12 protein-coding genes are annotated in these 14,678 nt (G+C 69.6%); 4 read left to right on the top strand and 8 right to left on the bottom strand.

Annotated elements, in window-relative coordinates:
• Nucleotides 1-129 precede the first annotated feature (129 nt).
• Nucleotides 130-1,464 (bottom strand): ABC transporter substrate-binding protein, encoded by a 1,335-nt coding sequence (locus ACWCQK_RS40350; RefSeq protein ID WP_451163990.1) that lies wholly within the window; start codon nt 1,462-1,464, stop codon nt 130-132.
• Nucleotides 1,465-1,753: 289 nt separating this feature from the next.
• Nucleotides 1,754-2,761: a LacI family DNA-binding transcriptional regulator gene (locus ACWCQK_RS40345; protein WP_451163989.1), complete on the bottom strand. Its 1,008-nt coding sequence runs from the start codon at nt 2,759-2,761 to the stop codon at nt 1,754-1,756.
• A gap of 388 nt (nt 2,762-3,149) precedes the next feature.
• Between ACWCQK_RS40345 and ACWCQK_RS40340 the strand changes: the two genes are divergently transcribed.
• Entirely contained in the window at nt 3,150-4,649 is a 1,500-nt protein-coding gene (locus tag ACWCQK_RS40340) for an MFS transporter (RefSeq protein WP_451163987.1), read from the top strand.
• A 143-nt stretch (nt 4,650-4,792) separates the two neighbouring features.
• On the opposite strand, the gene ACWCQK_RS40335 is transcribed toward ACWCQK_RS40340, so the two are convergent.
• Entirely contained in the window at nt 4,793-5,608 is an 816-nt protein-coding gene (locus ACWCQK_RS40335; protein ID WP_451163985.1) for a DUF899 family protein, read from the bottom strand.
• Between the two features lie 321 nt (nt 5,609-5,929).
• Nucleotides 5,930-6,370 (bottom strand): VOC family protein, encoded by a 441-nt coding sequence (locus ACWCQK_RS40330; protein WP_451163983.1) that lies wholly within the window; start codon nt 6,368-6,370, stop codon nt 5,930-5,932.
• 415 nt (nt 6,371-6,785) lie between these two features.
• Here ACWCQK_RS40330 and ACWCQK_RS40325 point away from each other — a divergent pair, with 415 nt between their 5' ends.
• On the top strand, nt 6,786-7,301 hold the full coding sequence (locus tag ACWCQK_RS40325; protein WP_451163981.1) for a hypothetical protein: 516 nt from the start codon (nt 6,786-6,788) through the stop codon (nt 7,299-7,301).
• Between the two features lie 147 nt (nt 7,302-7,448).
• Here ACWCQK_RS40325 and ACWCQK_RS40320 read toward each other — a convergent pair whose 3' ends face one another.
• Nucleotides 7,449-8,012 (bottom strand): NADPH-dependent FMN reductase, encoded by a 564-nt coding sequence (locus tag ACWCQK_RS40320; protein WP_451163979.1) that lies wholly within the window; start codon nt 8,010-8,012, stop codon nt 7,449-7,451.
• 642 nt (nt 8,013-8,654) lie between these two features.
• A complete protein-coding gene (gene mca / locus ACWCQK_RS40315) occupies nt 8,655-9,548 on the bottom strand; it encodes a mycothiol conjugate amidase Mca (protein WP_451163977.1) in 894 nt (297 codons plus the stop codon).
• 255 nt (nt 9,549-9,803) lie between these two features.
• Between mca and ACWCQK_RS40310 the strand changes: the two genes are divergently transcribed.
• Nucleotides 9,804-10,292 carry a MarR family winged helix-turn-helix transcriptional regulator gene (locus tag ACWCQK_RS40310; RefSeq protein ID WP_451163975.1) on the top strand — a complete coding sequence of 163 codons (489 nt, stop codon included), beginning with the start codon at nt 9,804-9,806 and terminating at the stop codon, nt 10,290-10,292.
• A gap of 59 nt (nt 10,293-10,351) precedes the next feature.
• On the opposite strand, the gene ACWCQK_RS40305 is transcribed toward ACWCQK_RS40310, so the two are convergent.
• Together ACWCQK_RS40305 and ACWCQK_RS40300 are read right to left on the bottom strand one after the other, a co-directional pair.
• The gene (locus ACWCQK_RS40305; protein WP_451163973.1) at nt 10,352-11,854 is read right to left on the bottom strand and encodes an MFS transporter; all 1,503 of its coding nucleotides are present in this window, start codon (nt 11,852-11,854) and stop codon (nt 10,352-10,354) included.
• Between the two features lie 451 nt (nt 11,855-12,305).
• Complete coding sequence (locus ACWCQK_RS40300; protein WP_451163971.1) at nt 12,306-13,247, bottom strand: ornithine cyclodeaminase family protein; 942 nt, start codon at nt 13,245-13,247, stop codon at nt 12,306-12,308.
• 580 nt (nt 13,248-13,827) lie between these two features.
• On the opposite strand from ACWCQK_RS40300, the gene ACWCQK_RS40295 reads away from it, so the two are divergent.
• Nucleotides 13,828-14,640, top strand: coding sequence for an endonuclease/exonuclease/phosphatase family protein (locus tag ACWCQK_RS40295; protein ID WP_451163969.1), 813 nt, complete (start codon nt 13,828-13,830; stop codon nt 14,638-14,640).
• Nucleotides 14,641-14,678: the final 38 nt, after the last annotated feature.

Here is a 14,678-nt window from a genome sequence, read left to right as displayed (position 1 = left end):
TTTATTACTACGGTTAGCGGTACGGGGGTTTGGGGGGGGCGGCGGGGGCCCCCGCCGCGAAGACGGCGGCGGCCCCCGGTAGACGCCACCACGCGGGTCGCGCGGGTCGCGGTGTCAGTCATACCGTGGTCACTTGCCCGCGGTCGCCGGGATCGCCTGATCCTTCATCGACTTCAGCGCGGTCGCCTGGGCGGCCGCGAGCGCGTCGCTGAGCGTGCCGCTGCCTCCCGCCGCCTTGGCCATCGCGTCCTGAAGCGACAGGTTCACCGTCTTCTGGGTCGGGCCCCAGGAGAAGTTGGTGTCGATGTTCTTGGACGACTCGGCGAAGACGTCGAAGATCTTCTCGTTGTTGTAGTAGGGGACGCCCTGCGACAGCGCGGGAAGCTGCGAACCGGCGGTGGCCGCCGGGTAGAGGCCGCCCAGCTTGTTCTCCAGCGCGAGCGCCTCGGGGTCGGTGTTCAGCCAGGAGTTGAACTTGACCGACTCGTAGAGGTGCTTGTTGCCCTTCATGAACGCGACGGTGGAGCCGCCCCAGTCGCCGGACGCGGCACTGGTGCCCCAGGTCGGCATCGGGACTATCGACCACTTGCCGGCCTGGTCGGGCAGGTTGTCGCGGAACATGCTGTAGCCCCAGGCGGCGCCGACGTAGCTGGCGATCTGGTCCTTCTGGTACGCGGTGTACATCTGGGTCGACCCGTGGGCGAGGTCGGTGCGCACGAGCTTGTCGTCGATCAGCTTCTGCCAGTAGTCGGCGACCTGCTTGCTCTGGTCGGACTCGACCGTGACGTGCCACTTGTCACCGGCGTACGAGTACATCTCGGCGTTGTTCTGCCAGAGGAGTCCGTTGAAAGCCTCGGCGTTGTTCGGATCGAAGAACGTGATGCTGAGCTTCGGGTCGGCCTTGTGCAGCTTCTGCGCGTCCGCCGCGTAGTCGTCCCACGTCTTGGGGATCTCGAGGCCGTGCTTCTTGAAGATGTCGCTGCGCACGAAGAGGGCCATCGGGCCGGTGTCCTGCGGGAGGGCGAACACGCCCGTGTCGCCGAAGCTGGCCTGCGACCAGGTCCAGGGCACGAACTTCGACTTGGCCTCGGTGGCCGCGGAGCAGGCCGAGACGTCCACGAAGGCGTTCTGGGTGCGCAGGAAGGGGAGTTCGTCGTATCCGACCTGGGCGAGCTCCGGCGCCTTGCCTGCCTTGAGGGCGTTGCCGATGGTGCCGTACTGGTCGTTGGAGATGTTCTTCATCTCCACCTGGATGTCCGGGTTCTTCTTGTTCCACAGGGCGACGACCTTGTCCATGCCCGGAACGGTGTTCCAGTACTGGAGGGTGACCTTGCCCTTGGTGGGCTCGCAGGAGGCCGCGGACGCGTCACTCGACGGAGCGGGTGACGAGCACCCGGCGAGTACGGCGACACTGGCTGCCGCAGCGATGGCGGCGAAGCGGATCCGCGTGACTGTGTTGCTCATATCTTCCGTTCCAGAGAACGACTAGCGGCGGCGCTAGGCGGGTCGACGTTGACACCTCAGGCACGAAGCCTTCTGGTTGGAATGGCGGGACATCACGGTGTCGGCTCGAACACCCGGCGCCGTGGCGGGACAACTCAGCAACCTTGTAGCGCGTTCCCGTGAGCGTTCCCGTGAACGTTCACGGGAACGCTCACGGGAACGTTCACGGGAACGTTGTGGAATGTTCGGAAGTTTGCGCTCCGGCGCGGGCGAGTGTCAAGACTTTCGAGTCGCGCACGAGTCCGCCAGGTCAGGCGGACCCGCCCAGCCGCAGCTCAGCGCGGACGACGAGGTCGTCGTCGGCCAACGGGTCCGCTCCCGTCAGCAGCCGGGCGACCTGTTCGATGGCGAGCGCGCCGAGCCTGCGCGTGTCCAGAGCCACGCTGGAGAGCGGGGGTTCCACGAGCGCGCCCAGCTGCAGGCCGTCGAAGCCGATCACCGCCAGATCCTGCGGGACGCTCCTGCCGAGCCGGCGCGCCTCGCGCAGGACACCGATCGCGATGATGTCGTTGAACGTGAAGACCGCCGTGACATCGGGATGGGCGTAGAGCAGGGCCCTGAGCGCCGCTCCCCCACCGTCGGCCGACTGCTCCGCGCCGACCACCACGCCGGCGTCGATCCCGTTCCTCGCCGCGGCCGACGTGAACCACTCACGCCGGATGCTGGGATCGACGCGGCCGTCGTGGTCCAGCATCCCGATCCGCGTATGACCCGCCGCGACCAGGTGCGCGACCGCGGCGTGCACGCCCGCCTCGCCGTCGATCCGGATCGAACTGAACCGCGCGGTGTGGTGCTCACGGCCGATGAGCACCACCGGCATGCCACGGGTGAACAGCTGGAGTTCGTCCTCGGCGCAGCTGAAATATCCGACGACCGCGTCCACTTGCGAGCTGATCACCTGAAGTGTGCCGCGTTCCTCCTCGGCCCGGTCCGCCGTGTCGTACACGACCACGTGCCAGCCGCGCGCGCGGGCCGCCTCCAGCGCTGCCGCCGCCACCTCGGTGAAGAACGGGTTGAGCAGGTCGGGTATGACCAGCCCGATCGTGGTGGCGTCCTGCCGGACCAGTCCACGGGCGAACCTGCTGGGCCGGTAGCCGAGCGCCCGGGCGGCGTCGAGGACGCGCTGTTTGGTGGAGCCGTCGATCTCGTCCTTGTCGTTGAGTGCCCTCGACACGGTCTGCCGGGACACCCCGGCGGACCGGGCGACGTCATGGATCGTGACTTTCCGGGGCTCCCCCGACACCGACGACGACACCATCGCCCACCTCCTGCTGCCAGCGGACGCCGATGCGCCCGCAGGGCCCCGAGTATGCCTGTGCCCGGCGCGAACGCGCGACGTCAGACCCCCTCGCGGCGTCACGGCCCGTGCCCACGATATCGCCAGGTCCGCGCGGTTCTCCGCGTTTCACCCGCCGAGCGTAGGGAGTCGTACCGGGCCGCCGGAGCCGTACGGACACCGGTCGTCGCGTTCTCCGGGGGTTGCCGAAGGCCCGCGTCGGGGCGGGCCCGGGAGGCTTCGGAGCAGGATGAGCGGCCGCGGCGGGACACGTACGGCGCGGAAGGTGTCGTCCCAGGCCCGACGGCCACGACGCGCGCGGAACGGCTCCTTCCCTGCGTTGGGCGGGGTGGCTGTCTAGCGTGACCCCATGACCACAGTCCCGGCCCGGCCCACCCCCGACAACCGGCGGTGGAAGGCGCTCGCGGTCTGTCTGACGGCGGGCTTCATCTCGCTGCTCGACACCTCGATCGTGAACGTGGCGCTGCCCTCCATGGAACACGGGCTGGGCGCCTCGGAGGCCGCCCAGTCCTGGGTGGTCTCCGGGTACGCCCTGACCTTCGGGCTGGTGCTCGTCCCCGCGGGCCGACTGGGCGACATGCGCGGGCGGCGACAGGCCTTCCTGTTGGGGCTGGCCCTGTTCACGCTGGCCTCGGCGGCGTGCGGGCTCGCTCACAGCGCCTCCTGGCTGGTCCTGTTCCGGCTGGTGCAGGGCACGGCGGCGGGCCTGATGGCCCCGCAGACCTCGGGGCTGATCCAGCAGATGTTCCAGGGCTCCGAGCGGGCCAAGGCCTTCGGCCTGCTCGGGAGCGTCATCGGGGTCTCGACGGCGGTGGGTCCGCTGGTCGGTGGTCTGCTGATCAACGCCGTCGGTACCGAGAGCGGCTGGCGCTGGGTCTTCTTCGTCAACCTGCCCATCGGGGTGGCCGCGTTCGTCGCGGGGCTGCGTCTGCTGCCCCGCGTCCCGGCGTCCACGGGCAAGCGGGAGGAGTTCGACCTGTTCGGCGTACTGCTCCTGGGCGCCGCCGTGCTCGCGCTCATGCTGCCGCTGGTGCAGGAGCAGCAGTGGACCGGGCGGCTGAAGTGGTCGCTGCTGCCGGTGGCCGCGTTGCTGCTGGCCGCCTTCTGGGCGTGGGAACGACGCCAGGGGTTGCGCGGACGGGCCCCCTTGGTCGACCTGGGCCTGTTCTCCTTGCGCTCCTTCACGCTGGGGTCCCTGATCAGCCTCACCTACTTCGCCGGCTTCACCACGGTCTTCTTCGTCTACTCCCTCTTCCTGCAGAACACGGTCGGGTACAGCGCGCTGGCGGCCGGTGTCTCGGTGCTGCCCTTCGCGGCCGCCTCGGCGATCGGCGCCGCCATCGGGGGCCGGCTGGTGATGCGCCACGGGCGCAAGCTCGTCGTCATCGGCCTCGGCGGCGTGGTGGTGGGGCTGCTCGGGGTGATCGTGGCGGTGCAGATGGCGCCCCTGCAGAGCGTGGGATGGGCCACGGCCGTGCCCATGTTCATCGGCGGGATCGGCTCCGGGCTCACGGTCTCCCCCAACACGACGCTCACGCTCACCCGGGTCCCCGTGCGTCGGGCCGGCGCGGCCGGCGGAGTGCTGCAGACGGGCCAGCGCATCGGTTCGGCGGCCGGGATCGCCGTGGTGGGCGCGGTGTACTTCGCGCATCAGGCCGGCCATGAGCGTTCCGTCACGGCCATTCAGCTCGGGCTGCTCACGGCCGTCGGGTTCAGCATGATCGCACTGCTGCTGGCGGTCACGGACCTGCGGGAACGCCACGTGCACCCCGAGCCGGAGCGGGCCGTGGAGTCCGCCCGGCAGGGTTCCGAGGAGGGCGGCGCCGAGGAGGCGGTCGGATCGCGCTGACCGATCCGGTCGCGTGGCCGACGTGGAGCGGTGACCCCATGTCGGCCGCGCGACCGGCCGACGTGGGTGCGCGCCTCTACGTCGGCCACGACCCGCGTTGATGGGCGACCGTATGTCGGCCGTGGCGGGTCGACGAAGGCGCGTCAGTGGTGGTGGCCGTGCCGGCCGAGGGTCTCCACGGGGGTCACGCCGGGACGGGTCCACTGCGGCACGGGCCGGCTGGTCGGGCCCCAGGTGGCGACGCCGTCGGCGTCCGAGCGCCAGTACCAGCAGGCCGGGCGGCCCACGGGCGGATATCCCTCGCGGACGTCGCCGGTCCCGGTCCGGCCCTCGGGGTGGTCCTCCCACGCCTCGCCGCGGCCGTACGGCGTCATGTCGAGCAGGCTGAGCGAGCCGTTGACCGGCTCGTTCCCGCGGCCCGTCGTGGAGTAGGTGAGGAACACGCGGTCGCCGTCGCGCAGGAAACAGGTGAGGTGACCCATGTTGCCGCCGACCGGCGCCTCGACGTCGCGCACCGAGTACCAGGGCTGGGTGTAGCCCATGAAGGCGACGTAGGGGGCCACTTCGTCCCAACGGCCCGTGGTGAGGACGGCGTACGAGACGCCGCGCGCGTTGAGGTACACGGCGTCCTTCACGTGCCAGGCCGTGGTGGTGCAGCCCTCGCACTGCCCCTGGTGCGGTGCGCCGTCATGCCACATGTGTTTGTAGACCACGAGTTCGTGGCGCCCCTGGAACAGGTCCAGGAACGGGACCGGGCCGTCGGATCCGACGACCTCGGCCGTCCCGTCGAACTCCACCATCGGCAACCGGCGTCGGGCCGCGGCGATGGCGTCACCCTCGCGGGTATGGGCCTTCTCGCGGACCAGCAGTTCGTCGCGGGCCGTCTGCCAGGTGGCCATGTCGACCACGGGCGGGCGGCCGGGCAGTGCGGTGGTCGGGTCGTCCGGGACGGTCGTCATCATGTCCTCCGTGGTGTCTCGTACCAGGCACCGTCGTACGGCGGTCTACGACGGTCACACCGGAGGAGACTCCCGCACCGGCCGGAACTCATCGCACGGGAGCGCACGGAAGCGCACGGCCGCTGCCACCGAACCGCGGAACGCCGGTTTCCCCCTCCGCACCGGCGGCCGGGCGGCCGTGCGGGCGCCCGCGAAGTCCTCCGCGCGCCCGACACCGTCCGCCGGCACCACCCGCGGGCTCGTACGGCGGCCGGTACCGCCCTGGTCGCGGACGCGGCACAGCGGTGCCGATCCACGACGTGCTCCGCGCGGCGGGCCCGCTCAGCCGATCCGTTCGGCCAGGGCGACGATGATGCCCGCGGGGCCGCGGAGGTTGCAGAGCCGGTAGATGTTCTCGTACTGGGCCACCTCGCCGAGGAGTTCGGTGCCGTGGGCGCGCAGGCGGGCGATGGTGTCGTCGATGTCGTCGACGGCGAACATGACGCGATGCAGGCCCAGCGTGTTGGGCGGAGGGTTCCGCGGCTCGGCGTCCGATACCGCGGGGTTGTGGAACTTGGTCAGCTCCAGCTTGCCGTGGCCGTCGGGGGTCCGCATCATCGCGATGTCGCTCCGGACGCCGTCGAGTCCGACGGTGTGGTCCGCGAAAAGGCCTTCGATGTGCGCCTTGCCCTCCAACTCCATGCCGAGTTCGGTGAAGAAGGCGACAGCCGCGTCCAGGTCGTCGACGACGACGGCGACGTTGTCCATCCGCAGAAGAGTCATGTCGTCGAGCCTAGCGACTCGTTACGTGGCAGCACGGGGTCTGGCCATGGCACCACGGCGCGGCCGCGACCGTCGGCGGGCGGCCGTTCCGGGCAGCTGTTCCAGGAAGCCGTTCCGGGCGGCCCCGTGACCACCGTCGAACCGACGAGCGGCCATCCGCGAGAGCAGTGCTGACGTCATAGCGTTCACCCTCTAGCTATTGCAACGAACCCTGTCATGCGTGTTGCATTAGGCGGCAACCCATTGCAACAATTTCACCCATCTCACCAGCCATTATGGACACTTTGCGCAATAATCTAGTTGCCCACTACGTGAATGCAACGTAGCGTTTCCATCATCAGAAACACCGCAGCCGAGGCCGCACAGGTCGAGAGGCGCGCGTGTCGGAGAGTGAGCGATCAAAAGGGGGCGGACCATGAACACCACGCAGAGGCAGCGGCGAGCGGCATCCGGCGCCTTCGCCCGCTTCGTGCTCTGCGGCGGCGGAGTGGGGCTCGCCTCCAGTTTCGCCGTCGCGGCCCTCGCCTCCTGGATCCCCTGGGTCCTGGCCAACGCCCTGATCACCGTGGCCTCCACCCTCCTCGCCACCGAACTGCACGCCCGCTTCACCTTCGGTGCGGGCAGCCACGCGACCTGGCGCCAGCACGCGCAGTCGGCCGGATCCGCGGCGGCCGCGTATGTGGTGACCTGCCTGGCGATGCTCGTCCTGCAGCAACTGGTCGCCACACCGGGCGCGATGCTGGAGCAGGCCGTCTACCTCTCCGCCTCCGCGCTGGCGGGTGTCGCGCGGTTCGCGGTGCTGCACCTGGTCGTCTTCGCGCGAAACCGCTCGCAGGTCTCGACCGTCGTCCGCACCGCCCGGCCCGCGCACGCGACGGCGACTCACGCCGCGCCGCTCGTCGGCCCGGCGGTGGCCTGCCGCGCCGCCTGAACGAACCACCGGGCGGCGTGCGGGCCTGGGCGGCTCCGGAAACTCTCGTCGACCAGGGGACCTGCCCCCGACCTGGGACAGGTCCCCCACACCCGGCGGCAGCGGTGCGGGGAAGTCCCCGCATCCGCCATCCGACGGGCGAGAGCGTCAGCCCCGGACGGTCCTGAGGGCGCGCGCCCACGACTCCAGCTGGTCGAACAGGACGGTCGCGGCGGCGTCGTGCTGCTCGCCCGGCTTGAAGACGGAGAAGTTCTCGAAGTCGGTGAGCAGCGAGAAGGACAGCTGCTGACGCACGTGGGCCAACTGCAGTTCGCTGGCCACGCCCCGCAGGTGCTCGATGGCCCGCGCGCCACCGAGTGAACCGTAGGAGACGAAGGCGGCGGCCTTGTTGTTCCACTCGCCGTACAGGTAGTCGATCGCGTTCTTGAGCACCCCGGAGGTGGAATGGTTGTACTCGGGTGTCACGAACACGTACCCGTCGAACTCGGCTATCTTGGCCGCCCACGCCTTGGTGTGCTCACCCTGATACTGACCCATGGCCGGCGGAAGGGCCTCGTCCAGGTGGGGCAGTCGGTAGTCGGCGAGGTCGACCAGTTCGTAGTCGACGCCGGCGCGGGCGCCGGACCGGTCCACCACCCAGTCCGCGACGGCCTTGCCGTTGCGTCCGGGCCGGGTGCTGCCGAGGATGACGGCGATCTTCAGGTCACTCATGCGGTGTTCTCCTTGACGGGCCGGTCGGCGCGAGGCCGAGCCGGCGGACGCAGGGCGGGCGCGGTGCGTGGCACTGAGCCACAGGTACGGGCCCTGCCTGCTTCTCATGACGGTGATGTCGTGTGCGTATCGGTCCACCGACGCGCGCCGGTCAACTTGAGCTTCGCGTCGGGCAGGTGAGCCCGGGTCACGGTGGACACGATCGGCGCCCGGACGCCGCGGGCCGTGCAGGAGGCCGTACGGCCCCCACAGCGGTACGAGTTGGTGACACACCCGCCCCGCGGACACCTTCGGCGGTCAGACCGGACGCCTGCTCACTTGAACTTTCATGTCCCACTCTAAGGCTTTGACGCGTGAAATTTCAAGTCCGGGGTGGTCGTAGACCCACCACTTACGCGTCCGGCAGGGTCGGCTCAGCGCCTAGATGGTCGGGGCGCAGGATGCGGCAAACGGCGGCCGATCCGACACGGTGGCGACGTCGACGCACCCCAGCCGAAGCAGGGCGAGTGTTCACGCCTCCACGCCGATCAGTGTCAACGTGGCTGCCTGGACGCGGAGTTGAGCGCGAAACCCCGCGGGGACGAGGGGCCGCCTCCCACCCGAGCGGATGGGGATGCGGATGGATGCTCGGCAAGGACGGTGTCAGACGGTGACGTCGGCGGTGACCTCTGCGGTGATGCCGGCGAACAGGTCGTCCTCGGGGAGCGAGGTGTCGACCAGCGAGCGGGCCAGCTCATATTCCTCCGTCGGCCAGACCTCACGCTGTGCGTCGAGCGGCACCCGGAACCACGGGCCGTCCGGGTCGATCTGGGTCGCGTGGGCGAGCAGTGCCCGGTCGCGCACCTCGAACCAGTCGGCGCACGGCACCCGGGTGGTGAACTCGCGCTCCGTGCGTCCCTCCGCCTCCCAGCCGGCGACCCACTCGGCGTAGGGGGACTCTTCGCCACGCTCCACGAGGTAGGCGTGGAGGGCGCGGATCCGGGCCATCGAGATGCCGTGGTTGTAGTACACCTTCAGCGGCTGCCAGGGCGTACCGGACTCCGGGTAGGCGTCGGGGTCACCGGCCGCCTCGAAGGCCGCCATCGTGATCGTGTGAGTCATGATGTGGTCGGGATGCGGGTAGCCGCCGCTCTCGTCGTACGTGGTGATCACGTGCGGACGGAACTCCCGGATCAGCCGGACCAGTGGCTCGGCCGCCGTCTCCACCGGCTCCAGCGCGAAGCACCCCTCGGGCAGCGGTGGCAGCGGGTCGCCCTCAGGCAGGCCCGAGTCGACGAATCCCAGCCAAGCCTGTCTGACGCCCAAGATCTCGCGGGCGGCGTCCATCTCCTTGCGCCGCACCTCGTGGATGTCGGCCAAGACCTCCGGGTCGCCTTGGAGCTTGGGGTTGAGTATGGAACCGCGCTCACCCCCGGTACAGGTGGCCACCAGGACGTCCACGCCCTGCGCGATGTACTTCGCCATGCTGGCGGCGCCCTTGCTGGACTCGTCGTCCGGGTGCGCGTGGACCGCCATCAGCCGCAACTGCTCTGTCAACGCTTGTTCCTTCCGCATCGCCCCGCTACGGAGGCGGAAAATCTAGACCGCGGCCTTCCGCATCACATCGGCGAGAGGATCACTCGGCGGGCCGCCCTGCCTTCATGGCGGTGATGTTGTGCGCGCCCCCGTGGAAATCCCGCCGACAAGGCCGAACACTCTTCACTTGAATCTTCAAGTTACACCCTACGGCAGCGACACATGAAGGTTCAAGAGTGCACTGTTCGTCACGTTCACGCCGGATAGACTCCCGGCATGCCTGAACAGCCTCCACACCCCAACGATCAGCCCCGCTGGCTGACCCCGGCGGAGCTGGAGACGTGGCAGCAGTTCGGCCTGATGCTGCACAAACTGCCCACCGCCCTGGAAGCGCACCTCCAGCAGGACGCGGACCTCCGTTACGTCGAGTACTACGTCCTCGCCGGACTGTCCGGCCAGCCGGGACGCCGCATGCGGATGAGCGAGCTGGCCGTCGTCGCCAACTCCGAGCTGTCCCGCCTCTCCCATCTGATCAGCAGGCTGGAGCGCCGGGGTTTCGTCCGCCGTGAACCCGACCCCACCAACGGCCGCTACACCCACGCGATCCTGACCGACGCGGGCCAGGAGCATCTCGCCAAGGCCGCCCCAGGACACGTGGCCCTGGTACGCGACCTCGTCTACGACGTACTCGACCCGGCCGAGCTGGACTGTCTGCGTACCGTCGCCGAGAAGATCATCGAGCGGATCGACCGCCGGGCCCCATAGAGGGGCGCCGGCGAGGACTCCGCTTCCTCCGCTGCCGCAGTCGTAGGAAACCCGGTGCCTCAGTGGACGGCCAACGGCACCGCCACCTCGTCCTCTACGCCCTCGCCGCCCGGCCGGTCGGCGTCGACCAGGGCCAGGACGATCAGGGTGGCGATCAGGAGCATGCCGACGGCACACCAGACGGCGCTGGTGTAGCCGTGCACCACACCCTGGAGCTGCACCCGTTGCGGCTTCGTCGCGCTGTCGGCGACGTGTTCCTCGACGTACGCGGTCGCCGCCGAGGCGGCGATCGTGTTCAGCAGGGCCGTGCCGATCGCGCCGCCCACCTGCTGCGACGTGTTGATCATCGCGGAGGCGACACCGGCGTCCCGGGGCTCGATGCCCAGGGTGGGCAGGGACATGGCGGGGGTGAAGGTCGTACCCATGCCGAGACCCAGCAGCATCAGCGCCGGCAGGACGGTCGAGGCGTACGACGAGTCGATCTCCAGCCGGGTCAGCAGGAACATGCCGACCGCGGCGACCAGGAAGCCGGGTCCCATCAGGAACCGGGGTGGGACGCGGGTGATCAGACGCGTGCCGATCTGCGTCGAACCGACCATCATGCCCGCGACCATCGGCAGGAAGCAGAATCCGCTCTTGACCGGGGAGTAGCCCTTCACGACCTGCAGGTAGTAGGTCAGGAACAGGAAGGTGCCGAACATCGCGATGACCGCGATACCGAGGGAGAGGTAGACGCCGCCGCGGTTGCGGTCGGTGACCACGCGCAGCGGCAGCAGCGGGGCCTTCACCTTGGCCTCGGTGAAGACGAAGGCGAGCAGCAGGACCACCGACACGACGAACAGGGAGATGGTCGTGGTGTCGCTCCAGCCGTCGGACTCGGCACGGGTGAAGCCGTAGACCAGAGAGACCAGACCCAGGGTGGACAGGACGACACCGGGGAGGTCGAGCGGGGAGCGGTTGCGGCCGCCGGCCGGCTCACGGATGACGAAGTACGCGCCGGCGGCGGCGACCACCGCGAACGGGATGTTCACGAAGAACGTCCAGCGCCAGTCCAGGTACTCGGTGAGCACTCCGCCGAGGATGAAGCCGACGGCGCTGCCGCCGCCGGCGATGGCGCCGTAGATGCCGAACGCCTTGGCGCGCTCCTTGGCGTCCGTGAACATCACGGCGAGCAGGGAGAGCGCGGCGGGGGCGAGCAGGGCACCGAAGGCGCCCTGGAGGGCGCGGGCGCCGAACATCGCCACGCCGGTGGTCGCCGCGCCACCGAGCGCGGAGGCGGCGGCGAAGCCGGTCAAGCCGATGACGAAGGCGCGCTTGCGGCCCCAGAGGTCGGCCACCCGGCCGCCGAACAGGAGCAGACCGCCGAAGGCCAGGGCGTAGGCCGTGACGACCCACTGCCGGTCGCCGTCGGAGATGCCCAGGTCCAGCTGGGCGGACGGCAGGGCGATGTTCACGATGGTGGCGTCGAGGACGACCATCAGCTGGGCGAGCGCGATGAAGACGAGTGCTTTCCAGCGGTTGGCGTCCGCGTCACCGGGAGCCTTGAGGGCTGTTCGAGACATGAAGGGGTCCACTTCGGGAAAAGGAGAGGGCCGGCTGAGGGTGGCCGCGGGCGGCAGCGCACGCGCACCGTCGCGGTCCGGCCGATCGGTTCGGTTCGCCGGGGCCGCCGGGGTGGTGCGAGGGGTCGGACCGGGGCATGGCCGGGGTCGTCACTCACGACGAGACCGTCGGCTGTCGATGCGGACGAGCCGTGCATCCCCCACGCGTCGACGCTCACCGACCGATACCCGTACTTGGTACTGGCGGCACCAGTACCAAGTCAGCCCCTCACTTGAATTTTCATGTCAAACCTTAGACGGCGACTCATGAAGTTTCAAGTGAGAGCCGCTCCGCCTTGCCTTCGAGTGCGCGCACCTCGGCCGTCCGGGATCCACGGACTCGGACGGCGGCCCCAGCCGTCCTGCTCTGCGCTCCTGCCGCGTCCGATGTACGGCTCTGGTCGTGCGGCGTTCAGGCGAGCAGGTCGATCTTGACTCCGATGTCATTCCGCTCCGCCTGCTGGTAGGCGATCCAGGCCAGCGCGAGGTCCTGCCAGGGAAGTCCGACAGGCGCGTAGACCGTGCGGGCCGTCGTGCTGGTACGTCCCGGGTGGTCGCCGTGCAGCACTTCGCCGAGTGTGGCCTCGGCGGCCGAGGCCGGAAGGCCTGCGGCCGCCAGAGCGCCCATGGCCGCGGCGAGTTCCCTGTCGTCGACGACCAGGAGCGCGGATTCCAGCAAGTCGGCGGAGAGCTCCTGCTTGCCGGGCTCGTCGGCTCCCAGGCTCGTGACGTGCTGCCCCGGCCGCGTATCCGCCAGCCGGAGCAACGGTGAGCGTGACCAGGTCGCGAGCAGGACGATGTCGGCGACAGCGGCGACCTCCTCGGCGGACGACAGGAGGCGGCCGTCATGACGTGCGGCGAAGTCGCGGGCGCGGTCCGGATCCGCGTCGTGAACGACGAGCTCGCGATGCCGTCGCAGGGTACCCAGACCTCGCACCATGAGCTCGGCCTGCGCGCCCGCGCCGATCACTCCGAGCACCGGGCCTTCCCCGGGCGCGGCCAGCAGGTGGGTGCCCAGCGCCGCGGCCAGTCCGGTGCGCCATGCGGTGACGGTGGCGGAGTCCATCAGCGCGAGAAGCTCACCGTCGTGACCGCTGTGGAGGCAGATCACCCCGCGCAACGCCGGCCGGGCCGCCGGGAACTTCGCGTTGGCCTTCACCGTGTAGGCCTCGATGCCAGGCAGCAGGCCCGGGATCAAGGCCGTCGCCGTACCGGGGAACGGAAGATCGGTGCGGATCCGCCGGCCGGCGATCGGGGATGCTGCGGCGGCGCGGAAGCCCTCGCGCAGCGCGGCGATGCAGGACTCGGGCTCCAGCACGGCTTGCAGGTCACTTCGGGTCAGTAGGCGAGTCACCCACTCATGATCCCTCACCGCCGCCCATCACCGGCGAACAGGATCAAGTGACTGGGCGCCCCTGGCCCGGGTTCCGCCCTCAAGACACGCGCCTCGCACAGGGCGCCGCGCATGCACCCGAGAGAGGGTCACATCGGTTACGTGAACCCGCTCCGGGCGCCGCGTGACTGACGAGCGGCGACCTGCCCCTTGGTCTTGTGCGCCCCGCACGGGACCGGATCGCCGGGCTCCGAGCCATGAAAACGTCCTCCCTTCAACGGCGAGAAGAACAAGGGGCGATCACCCTGTGCAGACCCGGCGCCGTCCTCACCGGAGGCGAACCGCTCGCCCTCCGCCCCACGGTCCGCGCCCAGAGCGCTGGGATCGACCGTCCCACCCGACGATCCAGAGATCCACAACGGTGATCAACTCGCTTCGCAGTCATGGCTCTTACGTCGCAGCCGAACGGCTCGTCCCTACCGTGGCGCGTCCGCGCGAGGACTCACACCTCGCGCCGGCAGCGGTAACGCCCGAGCGAGAGCGTGGTGAACTCTCTTTCGGCAGCCTTCCCGACCTGGCGTGTCACCAACACAATCGCGTCATGATCAAATCCTTTCTGAGACCCCTGCGTTTGATGATCCTCGGCTGCCTGTTGGGCGCCGGGTTGCTGCTCTCCTCGAACGGCGCCGTGGCCGCCACCACGGCTCATTCCGGAGGACCGCACGCGCACCACACGCACCGGAACTTCGCGCTGCTGCAGATGAACGTGTGCTCCAGCGGATACGCCGGCTGCTATGCCAAGACCCAGTACCCGAAGATCGTCGACGAGGTGGTGGAGCGCGTCCGCGCCAACCACGTCGACGCGGTCACGCTCAACGAGGCGTGCAGCGGCGATGTCGCCACGATCGCGGAGCGCACCCGCTTCCACTACCGCTTCGCCACCGTGATCTACAACGGTGCCCCGCTGCCCTGCAAGTCGCCTGAAGGCAGGGGCTACTTCGGCAACGCGGTGCTGACCAAGGAGTCGATCCGCGCGTCCGAGGACGCGCCGTACTCCAAGTTCAGTGGCGTGGAGCAGCGACGCTGGATCTGCGTGACGACCCACAAGCTGGACGTGTGCACCAGCCACCTGTCCACCGACGGCGAGGCGCCCGGCACGGCCAACTCGGTCCAGTGTGCCGAGTTGACTCAGGTGCTCGCCTCCCGCGGCCGTCCCACCATCTTCGCCGGTGACGTCAACCGGCACACCTCCTGCGCCCCGGCGAAGCAGTGGACGCTGAGCGACACGGCCGCGGTCCAGTCTCCCGGCATCCAGCACTCCTACGGCAACCTCGCCGCGCCGACGCTGGAGATCGAACCGACGACGTACACGGACCACGACGCGCTGGTGGTGCGCGCCAGGATTCGACACTGATCTCCCCCGGTCGGTCGGTCCGGGGCGCAGGCCCCGGG

The organism is Streptomyces sp. NPDC002306 (genome assembly GCF_053593435.1).
This window is presented reverse-complemented; position numbering and strand designations above follow the sequence as displayed.

Bases quoted from the DNA above. Each gene is read 5' to 3' on its own strand.
- ACWCQK_RS40305 (WP_451163973.1), bottom strand. From the start codon at position 11,854: ATGTCTCGAACAGCCCTCAAGGCTCCCGGTGACGCGGACGCCAACCGC.
- ACWCQK_RS40340 (WP_451163987.1), top strand. From the start codon at position 3,150: ATGACCACAGTCCCGGCCCGGCCCACCCCCGACAACCGGCGGTGGAAG.
- ACWCQK_RS40345 (WP_451163989.1), bottom strand. From the start codon at position 2,761: ATGGTGTCGTCGTCGGTGTCGGGGGAGCCCCGGAAAGTCACGATCCAT.
- ACWCQK_RS40320 (WP_451163979.1), bottom strand. From the start codon at position 8,012: ATGAGTGACCTGAAGATCGCCGTCATCCTCGGCAGCACCCGGCCCGGA.
- ACWCQK_RS40350 (WP_451163990.1), bottom strand. From the start codon at position 1,464: ATGAGCAACACAGTCACGCGGATCCGCTTCGCCGCCATCGCTGCGGCA.
- ACWCQK_RS40310 (WP_451163975.1), top strand. From the start codon at position 9,804: ATGCCTGAACAGCCTCCACACCCCAACGATCAGCCCCGCTGGCTGACC.
- ACWCQK_RS40295 (WP_451163969.1), top strand. From the start codon at position 13,828: ATGATCAAATCCTTTCTGAGACCCCTGCGTTTGATGATCCTCGGCTGC.
- ACWCQK_RS40335 (WP_451163985.1), bottom strand. From the start codon at position 5,608: ATGACGACCGTCCCGGACGACCCGACCACCGCACTGCCCGGCCGCCCG.
- ACWCQK_RS40325 (WP_451163981.1), top strand. From the start codon at position 6,786: ATGAACACCACGCAGAGGCAGCGGCGAGCGGCATCCGGCGCCTTCGCC.
- ACWCQK_RS40330 (WP_451163983.1), bottom strand. From the start codon at position 6,370: ATGACTCTTCTGCGGATGGACAACGTCGCCGTCGTCGTCGACGACCTG.